The sequence below is a fragment of the uncultured Tateyamaria sp. genome (assembly GCF_947503415.1).
Taxonomy (GTDB): domain Bacteria; phylum Pseudomonadota; class Alphaproteobacteria; order Rhodobacterales; family Rhodobacteraceae; genus Tateyamaria.
On sequence record NZ_CANNDS010000001.1, the window covers coordinates 2,230,640 to 2,251,267 of the forward strand.

Annotated in this window: 15 protein-coding genes and 1 pseudogene; 4 read left to right on the plus strand and 12 right to left on the minus strand. The window is 58.9% G+C overall.

Annotated elements, in window-relative coordinates; translation table 11 throughout:
• Positions 1-9: 9 nt before the first annotated feature.
• A complete protein-coding gene (locus Q1A32_RS11000) occupies positions 10-3,615 on the minus strand; it encodes a M10 family metallopeptidase C-terminal domain-containing protein (RefSeq protein ID WP_299652638.1) in 3,606 nt (1,201 codons plus the stop codon).
• 1,211 nt (positions 3,616-4,826) lie between these two features.
• Here Q1A32_RS11000 and Q1A32_RS11005 point away from each other — a divergent pair.
• From Q1A32_RS11005 to Q1A32_RS11020, 4 genes are all read left to right on the plus strand, one after another.
• Entirely contained in the window at positions 4,827-5,942 is a 1,116-nt protein-coding gene (locus Q1A32_RS11005; protein WP_299652641.1) for a hypothetical protein, read from the plus strand.
• 102 nt (positions 5,943-6,044) lie between these two features.
• Entirely contained in the window at positions 6,045-6,554 is a 510-nt protein-coding gene (locus Q1A32_RS11010; RefSeq protein ID WP_299652644.1) for a hypothetical protein, read from the plus strand.
• Positions 6,555-6,613: 59 nt separating this feature from the next.
• The gene (locus tag Q1A32_RS11015; protein WP_299652647.1) at positions 6,614-7,324 is read left to right on the plus strand and encodes a hypothetical protein; all 711 of its coding nucleotides are present in this window, start codon (positions 6,614-6,616) and stop codon (positions 7,322-7,324) included.
• 34 nt (positions 7,325-7,358) lie between these two features.
• Positions 7,359-7,811, plus strand: a complete 453-nt coding sequence (locus tag Q1A32_RS11020) for a YrhA family protein (protein WP_299652649.1) — start codon at positions 7,359-7,361, stop codon at positions 7,809-7,811.
• Between the two features lie 182 nt (positions 7,812-7,993).
• Here the strand turns inward: Q1A32_RS11020 and Q1A32_RS11025 are convergent.
• The 11 genes and pseudogenes from Q1A32_RS11025 to Q1A32_RS11075 all read right to left on the minus strand — a co-directional run bounded on the left by Q1A32_RS11025 (position 7,994) and on the right by Q1A32_RS11075 (position 20,562).
• Positions 7,994-8,626: pseudogene (locus Q1A32_RS11025) on the minus strand (tyrosine-type recombinase/integrase).
• Between the two features lie 576 nt (positions 8,627-9,202).
• Positions 9,203-10,681, minus strand: coding sequence for a M81 family metallopeptidase (locus tag Q1A32_RS11030; protein WP_299652652.1), 1,479 nt, complete (start codon positions 10,679-10,681; stop codon positions 9,203-9,205).
• A 14-nt stretch (positions 10,682-10,695) separates the two neighbouring features.
• On the minus strand, positions 10,696-11,550 hold the full coding sequence (locus Q1A32_RS11035) for an alpha/beta fold hydrolase (protein ID WP_299652655.1): 855 nt from the start codon (positions 11,548-11,550) through the stop codon (positions 10,696-10,698).
• Positions 11,551-11,561: 11 nt separating this feature from the next.
• Positions 11,562-12,560 carry an ABC transporter ATP-binding protein gene (locus tag Q1A32_RS11040; RefSeq protein WP_299652658.1) on the minus strand — a complete coding sequence of 333 codons (999 nt, stop codon included), beginning with the start codon at positions 12,558-12,560 and terminating at the stop codon, positions 11,562-11,564.
• Complete coding sequence (locus tag Q1A32_RS11045; RefSeq protein ID WP_299652661.1) at positions 12,557-13,543, minus strand: ABC transporter ATP-binding protein; 987 nt, start codon at positions 13,541-13,543, stop codon at positions 12,557-12,559. Before Q1A32_RS11045 ends, Q1A32_RS11040 begins: the two co-directional genes overlap by 4 nt.
• A gap of 3 nt (positions 13,544-13,546) precedes the next feature.
• Positions 13,547-14,389 (minus strand): ABC transporter permease, encoded by an 843-nt coding sequence (locus tag Q1A32_RS11050; protein ID WP_299652664.1) that lies wholly within the window; start codon positions 14,387-14,389, stop codon positions 13,547-13,549.
• A 16-nt stretch (positions 14,390-14,405) separates the two neighbouring features.
• Positions 14,406-15,350 carry an ABC transporter permease gene (locus Q1A32_RS11055; protein ID WP_299652667.1) on the minus strand — a complete coding sequence of 315 codons (945 nt, stop codon included), beginning with the start codon at positions 15,348-15,350 and terminating at the stop codon, positions 14,406-14,408.
• Between the two features lie 55 nt (positions 15,351-15,405).
• Positions 15,406-16,965 (minus strand): ABC transporter substrate-binding protein, encoded by a 1,560-nt coding sequence (locus Q1A32_RS11060; protein ID WP_299652670.1) that lies wholly within the window; start codon positions 16,963-16,965, stop codon positions 15,406-15,408.
• 86 nt (positions 16,966-17,051) lie between these two features.
• Entirely contained in the window at positions 17,052-17,744 is a 693-nt protein-coding gene (locus Q1A32_RS11065) for a helix-turn-helix domain-containing protein (RefSeq protein ID WP_299652673.1), read from the minus strand.
• 119 nt (positions 17,745-17,863) lie between these two features.
• Positions 17,864-19,903: an NADH:flavin oxidoreductase gene (locus Q1A32_RS11070; RefSeq protein WP_299652676.1), complete on the minus strand. Its 2,040-nt coding sequence runs from the start codon at positions 19,901-19,903 to the stop codon at positions 17,864-17,866.
• The gene (locus Q1A32_RS11075) at positions 19,900-20,562 is read right to left on the minus strand and encodes a helix-turn-helix domain-containing protein (protein WP_299652678.1); all 663 of its coding nucleotides are present in this window, start codon (positions 20,560-20,562) and stop codon (positions 19,900-19,902) included. The genes Q1A32_RS11070 and Q1A32_RS11075 overlap by 4 nt, the downstream gene beginning before the upstream one ends.
• Positions 20,563-20,628 lie beyond the last annotated feature (66 nt).

The following is a 20,628-nucleotide window of genomic DNA, read 5'->3' on the forward strand; positions in this document are numbered from 1 at the left end:
CATAGCGCGTCAGACGATAATGAAGTTGTCTGCCGACAGGTCCAGATTTCTACTCAGTTGCGCAAACTGGATTGCGTCACCATCACCGGAGCCATCACCGTCATAAGACAACGCACCGTTGTCGGTGTCATAGATGATACGGTCGTCGCTGTCGCGGGCAACACCCATTGCACTGCTGTGGAACGCTCTGAATGACAGCGCGCCGTCGTCGCCCAGTTCCTCGAAGATGAGACTGTCCAGAAGGATTAGATCCTCATTGGCGTCGAAGCCCCTGATCCGGTCTACATTGCCCTCCCCGAGCTCTGTCGAAAAGCGGAAGGAGTCCTCGCCCATTCCACCAGTGAGCGTATCAGCCCCCAACCCGCCATCCAGCAGGTCGCTGCCTCGACCTCCGAACAGTACATCGGCACCGGCCTCACCTGGTTCAGCAGGCGCCGGCGGGAAATCAACCGAAACGTTGAGCGAATATGTCGAGCCTTCGGGGACGGCTTCCGTCCAGCCCCCTTCCGTGGACTCTGCCGTCCAGCTGCCTTGCAGGATGTAGTAGGTGCCGGTTTCTTCGACGACATAAACAGTACTTGAATCCCGGATAGAGGTGGAGCCGGGATCACCACCGCCATCGTCATTCTCGGTAACGATATCCCCATTGCTGTCCAGGAGCCGAATCCAACTGTCGTGCACGTTTGGATCGGCGATTCCATCGACGTCGATCGACAGGATTGTCCCGGCTGCAAGCTCGATGCTGTAGTAGCCGCCCTGACCGTTCCCCGTGGCTTCGACGGTTGTGTGAAGCACGGTAGTCGAGTCGAAGATGTTTGGGTCTTCGACCAGCGAAAAGTTGTCTGAAATGTCGAATGCAGTGGCTATTGAATTGTTCGTCGCATCCGGTCCAAGCGTGGTGTAGCCAGTGCCCATTCCGGGTGTTGGTAGCGCGTCGCCCTGATAGGCGAAATCGCCAAGCAAGGTGTCATCTCCATTACCACCACGCAGCGTGTCATCTCCCCCCTGTCCAGTCAGAACGTTGGCGGCTGCGTCTCCGACGAGTCGATCATCGAAGCCTGACCCAGCCAGATTTTCGATCGAGACATAGGTATCTCCTTCGGATGTTTCGTGGCGCAGATTGAGCATTACCCCACTGGTCGCAGCGGAATAGTCTGCCGTATCACTGCCTGAACCGCCATCCAGCAAATCGCCGCCGCCTCCGCCAGTCAACGTGTCGTCACCTGCGCCAGCAGACAGCCCATTCACCTGGTCGTCGCCAATTAACCAGTCATCGTGAAACGAGCCCTGCACATTTTCAAAGCCGACAAGGATGTCGTGTTCGATCGCTGTGCCGCGGCCTACAATCTGAACCGGTCCAGTCGCATCTCCGCCCATTGCCATGCCGTTGACAAGGTCAACCGTCACTCCACTTGAGCTATTCCTGTAGACTACCGTATCGATGCCTTCGCCACCGTCCAGATAGTCCTGACCGGCGCCGCCGATGATCACGTCATCGCCCCCTTCGCCGTATAGAATGTCGCCGTCTCTACCACCGTCCAGCGTGTCGTTGCCGTCACGGCCGTTGAAAACGTCTCCGCCGCCCTGACCGATGAAGTGGTTGGCCGCGGACGTCCCGATGAAGCGGTCGATGCGGTCATCGGATCCGATCAGGCCCTCAATGCTGTAGAACGTGTCGCCCGATGCGGTGCCGCCATTGGCAAAGTTGGTTTCGAGGTTGACGATCAACTGGAACGGGCTTTCGCGACTGAAGTCCACGGTGTCGCTGCCCGCGCCACCCCGGAAGACATCGACACCCGCCTGGCCGCTGAGCATGTCGTCACCGTCACCACCGTCGAGCAGGTCGTCGCCCTGACCACCCAGAATGGTGTCGTTGCCATCGCCGCCATAAAGCGCGTCGTTGCCGTCATTGCTTTCTGTCTGGTCTTCGAGATCCTCGATGTCGATGGTGTTGTTGATGTCGCGGCTCTCGAGCGAATCCGTGCCCCCAATGAGGATGTCGTCGCCGCCCAGCCCAAAGATCGTATTGTCGCCCGCACCGCCGTCGATCATCTCGTCGGTGTCGTCACCGAATATGATGCTGGTTATTGTGTTGTCGCCAGCCGTGGGGGCCGTGTCGTCATTATTCTCCACCATCTCGGCGATTGTGCTGTCGACGTAGATGATGTTTTCGACATTGGCGATGTTTCCGATCTCCAGGTCCCTGGACATCACGATAACGGTGTCGTTGCCGCCACCCATCTCTTCGCGCACCACGTCATCGAGGGAATCCACGAAATAAATGTCGTCGCCGTCGCCCCCGGCCATCCGGTCTCCACCGCCGCGGCCATCCAGGACGTTGTCGCCAGCATTGCCGATGATGATGTCGTCATATTGGCTGCCGATCCCGTTTTCGATGTAGTATTCGGTCTCGTCGGCATTGTGGCCCGCAAAGATGGACACGTTGTTGTTGTGGCCGTTCACACTGGAAAAGTGTCCGGCGCGCATGTCGAGGATGGTACCCGCAATCGAGCCGGAAAAGTCCATCGTATCGGTGCCGCCGGTGTCATGGATGACAAAGCCGATATCGCGCTGCATCCCCGAAGAGGTCAGTTCGTAGCCATATTTCGTGCTGTTAAACCCATAGACATCATCGCCGGTGTTCAGATTTATTATCTGATAAGTCCGCACGCCGTCTTCGTCGACGGTCGAGAAATAGGTGCGGATGACCGCTTCGATATCGCCCATCAGCGGGGTCGCTGCAGACCAGCGCGTGTCTTCGCCCACATCGATCCCGTCGAAATAGGACATGACGCTGTATTGCTGCCGGTCATAAGTCCAAGTGGCGTTGTTCAGATAGTTGATCTGCACGCCGCCGGGGCCACTGTAGTTGTAAAGGCCGGGGTGGTTCAGCCCGAATTCATGACCAAGTTCGTGTATGAAGGTGTCAAAGACATAGCCGCCAATATCGGTCAGATTGGGCTCGGTGTCGTGGAACCGCTGCCCGACGCTGATGTAACGGTTGCTAGAAAAGGCGCTGCCATCACTTTGCTCGCCAATCTCCGGGCTGACGATCTCCATCCAGTCCGTGTTCTCGTCGTATGGTGTGTCATAGACGATTTCGAATTCGAATGGCGTGACCGACGCCCACATCTCGAGCGCGCCAACGGCGGCTTCTTGATAATCGGGATGGTTGCTGAGCTCGGAAACGTTGATCCGGAGCGGTTCAGCCGCGATCTCTGGCGTCAAGCTCCGCGGCAGCGCGCCGAGATAGTCTAGATAGGCTTCGTAATCTTCACTTTTTCCAAAAGGGTTGTCTGGTGTCTGATCGTTCACCCACCATGGGCCACTGGCATCGTCGGTATAGTTTTGCATGTTGGTCGACGTTTCGCCTGACCTGTCATCGGCGGGCGAACCTGGCGCCTCGGACGTGTCGGCGTCGCTTGTGAATTCGCTAGAGTCGCCCGACTCGACAGGAGCCGCGGCGTTTTCGTCGAGTGTCGCAAGATCGGGCATCATCGCTGTAAGAGCGACCGCTTCACCCAAGTTCACTTGGAGGCCAGTCTTTTGAAGACCGATCTTTCCAAAAGAAGACTCTTGTTCGGGGCCGTACCCCAGTTCGCACATCATGCACATTTTTAGATTATCCTTTTGTAAAGACGCCCATGTCGTGAGTTCAGGTCGTCGGGGAGAACGAGTAACGTTCAGATGCTTTGTGGATCACGTCGAAATGGTTAGACTCCTTGCGTTTAGAGCAGCCGATCGAAGCAGCGCGTGGGTTCAGAGAAGACCACTGACTTCGCGCCAGGCTGCGATAGTCCACTTTCCTCTCTTGTGACCGGTGGCCCCAACATCTCATTCCGGAAGGATCGCCGCGTCACAGTCCCTCGACGAAACGCAGCACTGTCATAGCTGGGATGGTCTCGACCGAAATTTTGGTCATCGCAGTCTTGGCCTTTGTCAAAAGGCTTGATCGGCGTCCGGTCGTTCTTCTGCCTTTGGTCGCTCGTTTGGTTCGGAAATTGCAACTTCAGTGACTCCTTGAAGAACAACCGAAAGCTGTAACGGCCGTCCAGATTTGACGCCGCCAGTTATCAACGGGCTTCGCGTGTGCTGACTTCGATGGCAAAGGGGCTGTCTGAAAAACGTGACGCCTTCATCAAATGTTGATGCGGCGTTTCTGGTGTAGAGAAAATCTACCTATGCTAGAATTTTCGAGATTTGGGCGTTGATTTCAACTGGAAATCTGGATCGCCGCACAATCGGCGAATTTCGGCTTGGCAACTGGAGCGTATGAACAAAATGGTCGTCCCATCTTTAAGTTCAAAACCCGGTTGGCCTTGTGAAGCCCACGAGCGGCGGCTCCTCGCGGTTATGCTTCAGGACAGCAAATGCTTTTGTGCAGCGAATGTCTCCTATAGACGGGTCGCGCTGCAGCACGACGCACCCATGACGAATGGCTGGTAAGGGACGTCCTCGCGGGGGGCAAGTTACCAAATCTCTGAGGATGCTGCATTCGATTTACCGGCGGTCGCGAGCCCTTAGTTCCAGATGCCGCACCTTGCACCAAGGGCGGCTATTGGTCTTCGACTTGAAGCAATGTCGATAGGTCGGCGGCGATGGTTCCACCTAGGGAACGCTAGGCTGATCGATTAGAGAGCCGTTCGAAGCGGCCGTCAAATCAGCACAGGAAATTCGGCCAAAAGCCCCCGCTAGCAAGCGATCGAAAGAGTACCGGTTCAGAGGCCGTATTTCGCCGAACACAGACCATCAATAAAACATGGGTTGTCAGGGCTGAAGCGAACGCGCCTAGTGGTTGATATTGTCCGCGTTATTGGAGATCAAAAGTGTTTAGCCGGAGATACCGCTTTGCAGTTTTGCTATGCTCCGTGGTGGTTCTCGTCGGCTTTCTGGTCGCCACCGATAGTCCGCTTGCCGGTCGAGTTCTGACACGGATCGAAGCGCACCGTCTGATGGATCGCTTTGACGAGGTCGCTCTTGAGCTTCACTCTATTGAGGGACGGGGCGAGAAAACCAAGCTTGTCTTTTTACGCGCGGGTGACCCGGTTCCGCTTGAACCGGTTCTTGTAAACGCGTGCGCTCGTTCTGAGTGCCTCTCGGAACTGTCAGCTGCGCTTTGGTCGAGAGACGTCCAGCACGAAATTGCGGATCATATCTTCGACACGTTTGATGAATGCGGGCTGCCTCCAATCGCCATTCCAAAGATCATTATGCCTTGGCAGAAGGCGCGGTCTTATGATCAGCGCCCGGTAGGACAGATCTTCAAGCTTAGAACAACCGTGTTCCTCGACACGGCGGATATTGACGCCGACGTCTCCCGGTTTCAGAGGACAGCCGAAAACTGCGTGCAAACCCTCCGGAAGCGGCCGACAGAGAACCCGGGCTGGGCGCTGGTTACAGAAGATGTGGGGTTTACGATCACGGCGTTGCCCTTGCGGGATGACCTGCCGAGGCCCGCCGTTCGGCCAGTGCTGGACCCTGGGCCTTACATTCCGGCCAAACCCGGTGGCACTCCGATCAAGGAATACGGCCGAACCGTCAATTTCGAACTGATCGTTGAGGGAGAAGAGACCCACAAATCGCTCCTGACGGTATCGGAACATCCAGCACTTGCAGACCAAGACATACGTGTGGCTTTGAAACAGCCCCTGATCGGCTGGTTGAGAGAGATCGCACCGGATCGCAATGCCGAAGCCTTTTCGTTTAAGGCCAGCGACATGCAAGAGGTTCCCGGATCAGAGGGGATGGGACACCTATTTGTTACCGTCGCTGATCCTGACACATCCAAGACCGCAATTGTCGTGGCGCTGATTGAGTCCGAAACGATTGGGCAGGATGAGTGGCAACCTGCAGGATTTGAGGTTGTTGCGGAGTTTGGCCAAGAGGCTGTTCTGGATACACCACCCATGCACTTTGATCTCGAAGAGCTGCCCAATGAGTAGCACACCCAGAATGAACGCCAGTCCAGGCGAAGGTGCACCATTGTGTCGTTCGAATGACGACCAGTTCATGACCATCCAACCTTGCCGCGAGTGAATAGCCTTATGTCAGATAGCATCAGCCTGCCCCTGTTTGATGGCGCATCCGTTGCACTACTGAGTGATTTGGCAGCGATGACATCTGCCGCTGGAGAGGCTTTGCACCGGCTGGAGCAACTGACACCGGCCGACCGACCGTCCATTACGCCGCATGTCTACGCCTATTATCTGGACATGCTCAGCCATGCCGACACGAGCTGGATCGATGAGACAATGCCGCGCCCCGCCAAACCCGATGATATCTGGCAACATGTCCGACCACTCTCGGTCATCATCAAGTCCCGCCCGGTGACGTCCGGCGTGGCCACCAAAGCTGATCCACAGTTCTATGTGGTATTGGAGGCGAACTGCGATTGGGAAGACGAGCATGGATTGCTGCTGTCATGGAGGGACGGCCAGGAGCTGGTGAAAGTCAGCGACTATGATGACAAACCGATCCATGCCGACAATGTGCCAGCCGGGATGATCTATCACTCCACCTACGATGACAGCTTCAGCACATACAGCATGCCCTAGGTGATCAACCCGTCCCGCGTCAGACGGGCGTTTGAACGTTCAACAAGGAGCTCTGCAAGATGAGACGGTTTTTATTCCACCTGTTTGCCTTGATGCTTGCCACAAGCCTTTTGCCACATGGCGCGCGTGCTCAGGGCTTAACCATGCAGATTGCGCCAGATTTTGCGATGTCAAATCTGAACCGCGAATTGCTCGACAGGCGCAGCAAGAACCCAAACCCCAATGCCCAAGCTCCCGCGCTTGCCGATAAATCTGCCCTTCGGTTTGAAACGGACCCTGACCGTCGCGCCGAAAATCTGCGCAGCTTTGTGGCCCGCGTGCAGCAAACCGATCCGGCAGGTGCTGCGCGGCTAAGTGCCATTCTCGCTTCGACCGATGTTATGGGCATGATCGCCAGCGCGATGAACTCGGTGGGGCTCGAGGCGAGCAATGTGGCCGATGCTTACACAGTTTGGTGGATCAGCGCTTACCAGGGCAGCCACGGGGTGAGAGACACTCCGTCTCGGCAAACTTATCAGGCTGTGCGCCAGCAATCGGCGAATATCCTGCTGTCCACGCCCTCTCTGATGAACGCATCGTCGGCTGACAAGCAGCAATTGGCCGAAGCCTATCTGGTCCAAGCGGCACTCATCGATTCAGCCATCGCGGAGCTGCAATCCAATCCCGCCCAATTGGATGCTTTAAAGTCAGCCGTCGCAGAAGGAGCAATGAAATCGGGACTGGACCTCACACTGCTGGACCTCACGGCTAACGGGTTTCAGCTACGCTAAGTACAGGAAAACTCTGTTAATGCCGTCCCATGGAATGAAAGATCTTCTAAGACAGATTGCCCATGAGCAAGTCGCTGCAGCCGAAACTGCACAGGGACCTGCTGCGCCGCAGGACATAGACGCATTGGCAGAGGCGGTTGAAAACGAGATGTCAGCAAAGCTACCGCATGACATTCGGGTGTATCTATCTCATTCAAACGGAACGGATTTCAATGGGCTGCTCCTCTATGGAGCGTATCAGTCGATTGATAAACCCGGGCCGGGCGGCTTCTGGCAAGGCTTGATTGCCGCCAATAGGGAGTGGCGTGAGACCGGGGATCATAGTACCTATGTCATCCTGGGTGAAACGGGTATCGACCTCTTAACGGTCGACTTACAAGGCCAGAACGCAGTCAGTCGCGACCGAATGTCGGGCGATCAAATCGAAAGTTTTCCAACTGTCGCGGCGATGCTTGAGACTTATCTGTTGCAGCACATACTGGCGTGATTAACAGAGCGGTCGTTCGTCGCGTCTGCGGCGAATTCACACCTGGTCCCGCAGATTGTGAGTTCGACCACTGCCGGATTTAGCGTTCGTGGCGAAGGTCCGGTTCGGTAAAGCTGCATTGCGGCGAGGCCGGATCAAATCAACGGCTGGTTTGGGCTGCCCGCGAAGACGACCCTAGATAACTAGATTTCAATGGTCTCGGCGATTGCCAAAGCGTCCTCAAGTTCAACTCCGAGATATCGAACTGTGCTGTCCATCTTAGTGTGTCCGAGCAGAAGCTGAACGGCGCGAAGGTTCCCTGTCTTCTTGTAGATCTGAGTAACCTTTGTCCGCCGCATTGAGTGCGTGCCGTATGCGCTCGCCTCTAGACCAATCGACGTGACCCAATCCCGGACGATCCGCGCATACTGGCGGGTTGAGATATGAAGGCGCTCGTGAAAACGGCCAGGCCAAAGTTACTCAGAACCGACCATGAGCTCATCCTCCATCCATTTCTCGACAGATGCCCGGGTGCCTTCCGAAATCTCGAAGCGCACCGGTTTTTGAGTTTTGCTTTGCAGAACGGACGCGCGTTCTTTGGTCTGGCCCGAGGCCATGACGTCGACAACTTTCATCTTGACGAGATCAAACCCTGGAAGCTTGCTGTCGATGGCCATGTTGAACAATGCAAGGTCAAGATGGTTCTCGGCCAACTCAAGCCGAACTCGAACTGCCCAGACGTGTTTGGGTTTCAACGGCCGTTTCTGACCAACGATGCGCCCCTTGTTCCAGGCGGGGCGAAGTGCGCGAATGGCTGGTAGGTTTGGTGTTTCCATGACTGATCCTCCGATCCGTCATGCCCTCCCACAACGACAACCCGAAGTTGACCGAGGCAACATATCACAGGATGCTATGCTGCATCCGAGCTCTGGCGCTAGCCCAACATCTCCAATGCTGCATCATGTTTGAATAATTGCGACAGGTCCCAATACGGTCATTGAAAGTTGATAGGTTGGCTTGTAACTGCCACCCAAATTGATACTTGATGGCGTGACCCGACGCACCGTTATGGATACTCACTGTTTGTGATAATCTGAATTTTAGGCTGGTTCAAAAGCGCGTTAACTGTGGCCATCTCGATCGCCAGGTCGCAGGCAGATCGGTTCCACCAAGATAGTATGTTAGGCCTGCATCTCGCGCTGCAATCCAAAGCCAAGTGTCTTGTTGCAACATCACGTGGGGTAGGCGGTTGAGAAATCCCATGCTGTTGGTTGATTGGCTGGTATGTGACCTAGCCATCGCAGGTCGGCGAAAGCCATTTAAAGTCTCTCAACTTTTGCGGCGGTCGCAATCCTTGAGTTTCTGAATGACCCGCCTTGGTGAATGGAAATAAACACCATGCAGGAAAGTCTCTACTTTGCCGACCGTTGATAGGGCCAAGTGTCCATCTTGCGCGCATTTTCATAAGCAACATTTTCCAACGCGCATGGAAACTGGCCTGGTGTCTCGGCAAGCAGGATAGCCTGCGCAATCGGTGCAAAATCGGCACGGAAGTGAGCTGTGCTTTTGACACACAGTATACGCGCCCTTTCCGGGTGGAGGTTGAAGTGACGAAACTGGGCCAGGTCGAGGCACTGGTTGCGAACGCTGGTGATCACGACGTGAATTCCAGTGCCTTCGATTTCAAGTGCAGCTGAAGGTCCCAAGGTCGCAATGCCACCGCCATACATCGCCCCGGTGTATGGGCACCGACCATCGCTGAGATAATGCACGCGGACTTTTGCCTTAACCGGAGCATCATTTGGGCCGCGTCCGCCGATATATGCCTGAAACCGAGCATTCCGGCCCAGAGCGTGTGCGCGCTGCGCAAGCTCCGGGTCGTGTATCAGTCCCAAGATTGCGTTCCCGGCTCGATGCTGGATCAGAGCACGGAGAAGGCCGGTTGTGTCCGATGACGCGCCCGCCCCCGGATTGTCCTGAACGTCCGCGATGACAACTGGTTTGTCACCATCCATTGCCATCGCCGTCGATACGGCAGCGTCAGCGCTCATGAGCGTTACATCGAATTCCGGCTTGGCGGCAATCAATCTCGCCAGCATCTCATCCGCAACGCGGTCGGCATCGCTTTGCGCGGCGGCGTAGGCCAGGATGGATGGGCCAACATCGAGGACATCGGCCGCCGTAAACCCCAGTGCAAGTTCAGCCAACTGACCGTTTTGGTGGTCAAACCCAGCGATCTGATCATACAGTGAAAGAGCCGGATCTGCCCCGGTATGCTGCGCGTGAAGTGGAATCAGAAAGTCGGCCTGTCGCCATGCTTTGGCGGGTCGGCCATGCGCGATCATATTGCGAAGGTGGCGATACGCCCGTGCACCAGTCTCGGCCATGTCGATATGGGGATAGGTGCGAAAGACGGTCAGCAGGTCGGCGATCTCGACCATCGTCGGTGACACATTCGCGTGCATGTCCAGACTGGCCACGAGCGGCACATCCGGGCCGATGGCCGTCCGCACGCGCTTCAAGACCTCGCCTTCGCCGTCATCGTGGCTTTGCGTGACCATCGCACCGTGCAAGTCGAGATAGACGGCATCCACCGTTCCAAACTGTCCAAGCGCGTCCGTGATCCGGCTAACGATGGTGTCAAAGGCACGATCTGTAACGCGCCCTCCGGGTTCTGCAGCACACCATAGGATGGGGCAAAGCTCGACATCTTCTTCGCAGGCCTGCGCAAAGCCTGCGATGGGCAGGTTCATACCCTGGGTGCCTGTGACAACCGCGTCGCCAGCCAAAAGTTCGGGCCAACTGTCGGCTTGTTCGAAATCGGGCAGGTCCGTGAGCCCGGACACAAACGTATTGGTTTCATGCTGAAACCCGGCAATTGCGATCCGCATGGCGCGCCCTTTGATCAATCCTTTGCCAGCTCTGTGTCGAGTATGTCCCTTAATTTACGGGCCACAATCTCTGGTCTGTGGCGGGTCATCGACACATGGCCTAGGCCTGGTATCTCGTGAAAGACGCCATTGGGGGCGAGATCGGACACGACCCTGCACATGGACGGGGCGGTTTGCACGTCTTCGGAAAAGGCGATGACATGCATCGGGACTGGGCAGTTTTTCAGCGCCTCGCGACAGTCAAAATCAAGGCAGGCTTCCCATTGATCAATTGTGTCCCGTGGGTCGCGGTCACGGAAGCGTTCCGTGTAGGATGCTTTGACTTGTGCCCAAAGCTTTGGCTCGTGCAGGGCCTTGGCCGGGAAAGCATATACCGCGTAATGCGGAGCAAGGAAGTAATCGGGCAGGGCGATCCCATCCTTGCGCAGGTCGATCTCGGCCTGCATCCAGTCGCGTGTGAACCCGTCGATATAGGCCGAAGTGCCCATCGGAATGGCCAGCCGAACCTTGCCGGGGAAATCGATAGCGGTTTGTTGCGTGACGAGACCGCCCAGTGACAAACCACAAACCACTGCCTGGCCACCGGCAAAGGCATCGATGACCGCGGCGCAATCAGCGGCGTAATCGGCCATTGTCCAGGGTGGTGGCGGGGCGCTGGTCTGTCCCGCCCCGCGTGGATCGTATGAAATACAACGGTAGGCGTCTGCGAGACGTGCATATTGCTGCGAATAGGTCTCTGCGGTTTGGTCACCCCCCGGAACGAAAACCACCGGTGGTCCTTCACCTTCAACAATGATGCGCATGGTGACCCCGTTGGCGGTCAGCGTATGCGCGGCGGCATTGGGTCCAAAGCCGGGAAAGATGGTCATGACGGTGTTCCTCAGGCCGCGGATTCGGACTGCGTTGGCGGACGCGCGCCCGGCTCGAGCGGGAAATGGCAGGCGACGGCACGTGTGCCTTCCTGCGTAGGCGTCGGAGCCTTGGCGCTGCAGGCGGGCTGGGCCCATGGACACCGGGTGTGAAACTCGCACCCCGGTGGACGTGCGAGAAGTGACGGCACCTCGGCGGGCAGGGTGATCCGGTCGTGGGTCTTGTCGGGGTCGGGTTCCGGGTTCGCCGACAAAAGCGCTGCAGTGTAGGGGTGGCGCGGTGCGCCGAACACTTCTTCGGTGTCGCCTGCCTCGACGAAGCGGCCCAGATACATCACTGCCGTGCGGTCGGCGACGTGGTGCACGACGTGCAGGTTGTGCGTGATGATCATCATCGCCAGCCCCAGCCGTTCACGCAGGTCATTCAATAGGTTCAACACCTCGCCTTGCACTGACACGTCCAGACCCGCCGTCGGTTCATCTGCGATGATCAGGGCCGGGTCCAACGCAATGGCCCGCGCCACGCCCACCCGCCTCGCCTGACCGCCGGACAGCTGATGCGGAAAACGACTGACGAAATCGGTTGGTAGACCGACCAGCGACAACAGGCGCGCGGCCTCATCCCGCAGATTGCGACCCTCGATCCCGTGGATGCGGAAGGGTTCGGTGACCAAATCGCCCACGGTCATGCGTGGCGACAGGGACCCGACCGGGTCTTGAAACATCATCGACATGCGCTTGCGCACGGGTTTCATCGATTTGCGGTCCAGCCCGTCGATGCGTTGCCCTTCAAATGTGATCTCGCCGTTCGAGATGGCCTGCAACCCGTTCACCGCGCGCGCCAGCGTGGTCTTGCCCGACCCGCTTTCGCCAACAAGGGCAAACGTCTCTCCTCGCCGCACGTCAAAGCTGACCCCGGCGACGCCGAGGATCGCGTCGCGCTTTCTCAGCCCACCCACGGGAAAGCTGACCTGTACGTCCCTGACGGTGAGGATCGGATCGTCGCTCATGCTGTTGCCTCCACCGTTTCGGGAACATTCGCCACGAAACACCGTGCCACATGGCCGTCGCCGACATCGTGATCGGGGGGCGGTGCCGCGCACGCGTCGTGCACGCGGTGGCAGCGGTTGGCAAAGATACAGCCCCGGGGCCGCGCCCGCAGGTCGGGAATTTCGCCCGGTATGGTGGGCAAGCTACGGGTGCGTTCGGATTGCCGCGCCGGGTCGCATTCCAGAAGCCGCGCGGTATAGGGATGGCGTGGGTCGTTGAAAATCTGCCGCACAGTGCCGCGTTCGACAACCTCGCCCGCATACATGACCACCACATCGTCGCACAGCTCGGCAATGACGCCGAGGTGGTGCGAGATGAACAAGACCGAACACCCGATTTGTTGTTGCAGGTCTTTGAGCAGTTCGATTGTGGTGACTTCCAGCGTCGCATCCAGCGCCGTGGTTGGCTCATCCGCGATCAACAGCGCCGGTTCCATCATCAGGGCCATGGCGATGGCGATGCGCTGCTTCATGCCGCCGGAAAACTGGTGGGGATAGCGGGCGAGGGCCGCGCGGGCATCGGGGATGCGGACCAGTTCCAGCATGTCGACTGCGCGTTGCGCCTTTTCCTGTTTCGAGATGTCAGACCGGTACTGAATGTTGATCATCTGCTGGCCGACGGAGATCACCGGGTTCAGCGCGCCCATCGGGTCTTGGAACACTGTCGAGATCTTAGGCCCGCGCAAATCGCGCATCTGCGCCGGACCCAGCTTTGTCAGATCATCGCGGCCCTGAAACAGGATCGACCCGCTGTCGATGCTGCCGTTGTCGGCCAGAAGCCCGAGGATGGCGTTGATCAGGGTGGACTTGCCGCAGCCGGACTCGCCGACGATGCCGACAATCCGGTTTTCCGGCACGTCGAAGCTGACGTTTTTGAGCGCGTGCAACGGCCCGTCTTCGGTCGAAAAGGTGACGTTCAGCCCGTCGATTGCCAGCGTCGTCATGGCTTAGCGTCCTTTCAAACGGGGGTCGAACACGTCGCGCAGTGTTTCGCCCAAGAAAGTGAAGCCCAGCGTCGTCAGAATGATCGGAATGCCGCCTGCAATCGCGATCCATGCGGTGTCGCGGATGCTGGTGAACCCATCGTTCAGCATTGAACCCCAGCTTGGCGTGGGTGGACGCACGCCAAGACCGAGGAAGCTCATCCCCGCCTCGATCCCGATCACCACCGGAATGTCCATGGACGCGAGGATCACCAGCGGGCCAATCACGTTGGGCAGGATATGCACCCGCAGGATGCGCGCCGGGTTTGCCCCCATGCTTTGCGCGGCGGTGACGTATTCGGAGTTCTTCAGGGCAATGGTCTGGGTTCGGATGATCCGCGCATAGCCCGGGACGGTGACAAGGATCACCACCACCATCACGGCCGTCAGGGACGGTCCCATGATGGTCACCAGCGCGAGGGCCAGCATGACGGTGGGAAAGCTCTTCATCGCGTCAAACAGCAGGATCATCAGGTTGTCCAGCCAGCGCGGCCCGTAGCCGGCAATCAGGCCCAGCACAATACCGATCACCAGTGAGGCGGCGGTGGACACCAGCGCGACGAACAACGCAATCCGCCCGCCATGCAACACGCGCGCGAACAGGTCACGGCCCAACTGATCCGTGCCCATCAGATGTGCGGCACTTGGCCCCTGAAACCGGTCGCGCGGGTTGATGCGCGTGGGGTCGAAACTGGTCAGAAGATCGGCAAAGATGGCGCCGAAGATGACCAGCACCACAAGGAACAGACCCAGCGCGCCCAGTGGTTCCCGCAGAATTTTGCGGATCGGGCGCCAGAGTTCGGCCATGCGGCTGGGCGGGGCGTTAGAAACTGCTTCTGACACGGGGGTCCAGGGCTCCGATGATGAGGTCTGCCAAGAGGTTCAGCAGGACGAAAAGAACGGTGGTGACCAGAACGGTGCCGGACACAACGGGGAAATTGCGGGTGAGGATGGCGTCATAGACCAGCTTGCCCACGCCGGGGCGGGCAAAGACAATCTCGGCAAAGACCGCCGACGACAACATCTGCCCGATGCCGACACCCAGCAGGGTCACGGTGGGCAGGATCGCGATGGAGAGCGCGTAGCGATAGGTGATCATCCGGTCCGGCAGGCCAAAGGCGCGGGCGGTGCGGATATGGCTGGCTTCGAGCACTTCGAGCATGGAGGCGCGGACCATGCGGGCGATATAGCCCACCCAGCCCAGCCCCACAGCCAGCGACGGCAGGATCAGATGCGTCAGCTGATCACCCAGATCGCCCGGTTCGCCTGCGCCGATGGCGGGCAGCCAGCGCAACTGCACGGCAAAGATCAACAGCGCGTAGATCGCGATGACAAAGGACGGCACGGCGATGACGGCCACCGACAGGATGCCGACGATGCGGTCGGCCCAACTGCCGCGGCTGACGGCGGCCCAGCACCCGAGCGGGATGCCCAAGGCCACCGACCAGGTGATGCCCCCGGCGATCAGGGCCAGCGTGTACGGCAACTGTTCCAGCACCACCGTCAGAACCGGACGGCCTGACAGCACCTCGGTGCCCAGATCGCCCATCCATGCGCTGGAATAGAAGTTCCAGAATTGGACCGGGACGGGTTGGTTCAGCCCCATCGCCTCGCGCAGAGAGGCGCGCATTTCCTCGGTCGCGCGTGGGCCCAAGGCGACCGAGGCCGGATCGCCCGGGATCAGGTAGATCATGCAGAACAGGATGAACATCGCCACGGAGACAATCACCGCCGCCAAGCCCAGCCTTTTGAAGAAATAGGTCAGCATGATCCCCCCTTGGGTTCAGCAAAATGGGCGGCCACAGGGGCCGCCCAAGGATCGTTTATGCCGGTCTGAAGAGCGGCAGCAGCGGCTCGCCATTCGGCTTCAGGCCCGGATCAATGGTGTCCTTGTGGATCAGGCCCACGACCTCGTGGGTCAGGAACACGTAAGACCCGCTTTCGTCCATCAGCGCCTGCATCTTCTTGTAGATCTCGTCGCGTTTGGCGGGATCGCTTTCCACAAGCCCTTCTTCGTGCAGGGCTTTGTATTCGGCGTTGTCGAACCGCTCCCAGTTCCAGACGCCGACCTGTTCCGGCGTGAACCAGACTGTCGCCCAGCTTGGGTCCGGGTTCATGGAAAAGCGGCTGAGCACCAGTTGCAGGTTCATGAAGTAGTCGCCGTCCTTGGACCCCAGCGTCCAGAAGGTGCCACTGTCGTTCTGCTTGATCTCGCACTGGACACCGACATCAGCCAGATTGGCCTGGATGACCTGCGCCGCGGTCAGCCGTTCCGACTGGTTCAGGATGTCCAACGTCACAAACAGGTTCGTCGCCCCGGCCTCTTCCAGCAGCGCGCGCGCCTTGTCGGGGTCATAGTCATAGGTCACGCCATCGCGGTTGCCCGGCAGGCCCGGTGCGATGATCCCGTTGGCCACTGCGGCCGCTCCGAAATAAGCCGCATCGACCACGGTTTCACGGTCGATCGCGTGCTGGATGGCGCGGCGGATGCGGACGTCTTTCAGCGCCTCGTTGTCCTGATTGATGCCCAGCCACACATAGGCGAGCGAGGGTTTCTCCTCGACCACGCTGCCTGCGGGCGGGTTTTCCTTGAGGCGGGGCAGGGACGATACTGCTGTCCACGTGTAGTCCAGATCCCCCGCTTCAAAGCCCAGTTCTGCTGTGGCCGGGTCCTCGATGGGCAGGATGTGGATTTCCTCGAACCCGCCGGGCTCATAGGCCCAATCGGGGTTCCGCTTCAGCACGGTCTTCTGCTTGGGCACCCATTCGCTGAGCAGATACGGACCCGATTGCGCAACGGCTTCGGTGCCGATCTTGCCGCCCAGTTCCTCAACCGCCTTTTGCGACACCACGCAGGACGCAGCGGTGGGCAGCGTCGTGGTCCACAGCGGCACGAACTTGTTCTTGAGGTGGATAAGGCCCGACAGCTTATCCTTGACCTCGACCTCTTTCAGCGCGCTCCAGTCACCCGCATAGGGGCTTTCGTTTTCGGGATCGACGATGCGTTCGATCGAAAACTTCACATCCTCGGCGGTCATCTGGCCGTAGCCGTCGGTAAAGCCGATATTGTCGCGCAGGGTAAAGGCGACGGTCAGGTCATCCAGCTGTTCAATGGAGGACACGGCCACCGGACGCCAACCCCATTCGTCGCCGGGCGTATTGTCGACCAATGGCGCAAAGATGGATTTGATGATGTCGGCCTCGGGCAGCGACAGCCAGAACGCGGGGTCGAGGATTTGCAGGTCACTGTAGGACCGAACCGTCAGAACGCTGCCATCGGCGCTGATCGCCATGTTTGGAAAGGCAAGGCTGGCGGCGCCAAAGGCACTGGCGCTTGCCAGAACCGACCGTCGCGAGATATCCTTTTTCAAAATGGAACTCATGTGCTTACTCCCTGTTTTCATCATTGCCGGTCATCGCCGGTTTCGGGTGGCGCGGGCGCGCCCGCGATTTCGGATGCCTGCAGGTGCTATCCACTCTTTTTCTTATCTGACCTTGGCATAGGCTGCGCCGTGTCCTGCGCGGCGAATCTCGGAATGATCACGGGCGAGTTCACCCAGATCAGGCGTGCGGGTTTGTCTGTCGCGTTGCGCAACAGATGAAGGATCTTGCCCGGAAAACTGAAACTGTCGCCCGCGCGCACGGTGATCACTTCGTCTTCGATGGTCAGTTCCATGACACCATCAAGGACCAGACCGTGGATTTCGCCATCGCGGGAAAATACATGGTCCACGACCTGTTCGGAACGCGGGCGATACTCTGAAACGCCCAGATAAAACTGCCCGCCAATGGAGCTGGACAACAATTGGTCGACATAGCCCGCTTTCTCGATGGGCTCGCCATAAAGCAGGTTCAGGCTGCGGCGGTTGGATTGGCGCACCACAAAGGCGCGTTCGTTCGGGCCCACGCCGGGGCGATGGTTGAAAAACCACTCTTCCGGCACGCCAAGCGCATCCGCGATGCGCGTAATCCTGTTGAGCGAGGCACTGACGGTGCCGCGCTCGATCGCACTGAGATGCGACACCGACACGCCGCTGGCGGTGGCCAGTTCTGCGAGAGTCATTTGGCGCGCCTTGCGCAGTTGCCGCACCTCTGCCCCAAATGCGGCAAGGCTTGTGTCGGTGGCGGTACGGGCCGGTTTTTTCTGATCTCTGCTGGTCACGAATCCCCCCGGATCGCGGCTGGATACGGGAAAGGCTATGACACTTTTTCTGTTTCGCAAGAAATTTGATGTATTTTTCCTGCGGCCTGTTGGACCCAAACCGGCATATGCAAGTGTCGTCACCATTGAATGCCCATACGCAGCGCGTCGTAAATTGCTGCGTGGGTGTTGCGCGACGACACCGCGTCGCCAATGCGGTAAAGGTCGAATGTTCCGGCCTGATTGGTTTCGGGAAACAGCGCGCCTGTCCCCGAAACCAGCGCCGTCTGATCAACCGCACCCAGATTGCGCGACTGCGGCTTGAGATCGAAGTAGAGATCGTCCAGCGGCAGCGTGCCCTGGTTCACAACCACTTGGTCGAACACGCGTTTTTCTGTGTGACCCGAATAATCGGTGCCAATCGTCGCCTCCAGCAAATTGCCGGATTTGGCAAGCGATTGAAGCGTGCGTGTGACCGTAAATGTTGTGTCCTTGTCCTGAAGCGCCCGCATGTAGGGCACGAGGTTCATGCCCATGACTTCAGGTGCAAAGCTTCGGTCGCGGGTCATGATTTCCACATGCGCGCCGGTCGCGGCGATTGCCTCTGCCGCCATCAGCGCCGGATGATCCCCTGCATCGTCATAGATCAGGACATTTTCGCCCGGGGCCACATCGCCCGACAGGATATCCCACGCGGAAACCGCGAGATCGTTGCCGTTTTCCAGAATCGTAACCTCCGGCAGGCCGCCTGTGGCGATCACCACCACGTCAGGTTCCAGCGCGATTACATCGTCGGCCTCTGCAAACCTGTTGAAGTGAAAGGTGACGTCCCGCGCTGCGCATTGGGCCATGCGCCAGTCGGTGATCCCAATCATCTCGGCCCGGCGTTTGGATTGCGCGGTCAGGCGGATTTGCCCGCCGGGGTCTGGTGCGGCCTCGAACACGGTCACGTCATGGCCCCGTTCGGCTGCCACGCGCGCCGCTTCCAGCCCACCGGGACCAGCGCCGACGATCACCGCGCGCTTGCGCGTCTCGGCTGTCGGGATCACATGCGGCATCGACAGTTCGCGGCCCGTTGCCGGGTTGTGGATGCACAGCGCTTCACCCGCCTGATAGATGCGGTCGAGGCAATAGGTTGCGCCGACGCAAGGGCGAATGTCGTCCTCGCGCCCCTCGACCACCTTTTGCACGATCATCGGGTCAGCCATATGGGCGCGGGTCATGCCCACCATGTCCAGCAATCCCGCTGAAATCGCATGGCGCGCTGTCGCCACGTCGGGAATACGTGCCGCGTGGAAGGTCGGCATGCCGGAGGCGGCGCGCACCCTGCCTGCGAAATCCAGATGCGGCGCGCTTTTCATGCCTTGCACCGGGATCACATCTGTCATCGCCGGATCGGTGTGAATCTGTCCGCGAACGACATTCAGAAAATCCACTTGCCCGCTGTCTCGTAAGCGTTTGGCGATCTCCAAGCCCTCGTCCTCGGTGATCCCGCCCTTTGCCGTTTCATCCGCCGTGTACCGAACGCCGACGATAAACTCCGATCCGACACGGGCACGGATGGCGTCCAGCACCATGAAACCAAAGCGCAACCGGTTGTCGAGGTCACCGCCAAAGGGGGCGTCCATCTCGTTCGTCAAGGGCGACCAGAACTGATCCAGCAGATGGCCGTAGGCTTGCAACTCGATCCCGTCGAGCCCGGCGGCCTGCATGCGCTCTGCCGCATCCGCGTAATCCGTGACGATGCGGTCGATGTCGAAATCTTCCATCTTCTTGGGAAACGCCCGGTGGGCCGGTTCCCGCAGATGCGATGGTGCCAGCGACGGCAGCCAGTCGCCCTTGTTCCAGCCTGTGCGGCGGCCCAGATGGGTCAGCTGGATCATGACGGCGCAGCCGTGGTCGTGGCATTCGTCCGTCAGCTCACGCATCCAGCTGACAACTTCGTCCTTGTAGGCGAGGATATTGTTGAACACTGGCGGGCTGTCCCGGCTGACTGTGGCAGACCCGGCCGTCATGGTCAGGGCCACACCCGCCTTTGCCCGCATCGCGTGATAGGCGCGGTAGCGGGCCTTGGGCATCCCGTCTTCGGGATAGGCGGGTTCGTGACTGGTGGTCATCACCCGGTTTTTCAGCGTCAGATGCCTGAGCTGATACGGCTGGAGAAGGGCATCCCGGCTCATCTGACCGTGTCCTTGTCCGCCCGCGCCGGGTGCATTACGTCCTTGGGGATCACGACGGGCGAGACCGCCCAGATCAACCGGCACACGCGATCCGTGCGGTTGCGCCCGTGATGCGGAATGCGCGCGTCAAAGCTGTAGCTGTCGCCTGGGCGCAGGGTGATGCACTCATCCCCGATCTGCATCTCAAGCTCACCTTCCAGAACCAGCCCGTGTTCTTCGCCCTCATGTTCTTGCAACGGCTGTTCCGGACCATCGGAAAAAGGCTCGTAGACTGCCAATCCCATATAGAACTGGCCCCCGATCGAGCTGGATAGAAGCTGGTCGGAATACCCCAACTCTTCGACGCCCTGACCGTAAAGTGCGTTCAGGTTCCGCCGGTTCTGCGCCCGCACGACATACGTCTGCTCCATTGGTCCTGCGCCGGACCGGCGGGCAAAGAACCAGTCCGGGGTCACGCTAAGCGCTTGGGTGATGGCATGCAGAACGTCGACGGACGGGTTCGTGACCCCGCGTTCGATGGCAGAGGCATGGCTGAGCGATATGCCCGCCTGTGCGCTTAGCTGTTTCAGCGTGAGTTGTCGCGCCTTGCGCAATTGCCGGACTTCGCTCCCAAGCGATGACAGCGCTCCCGGCAGAGGCAAGACGTTGTCAGTCGGCATCTCGTGTCCCCTGTCGCAAATACCATGGCCAAATGTAAGCACACTGGAATTATTGCGTCAAATTCT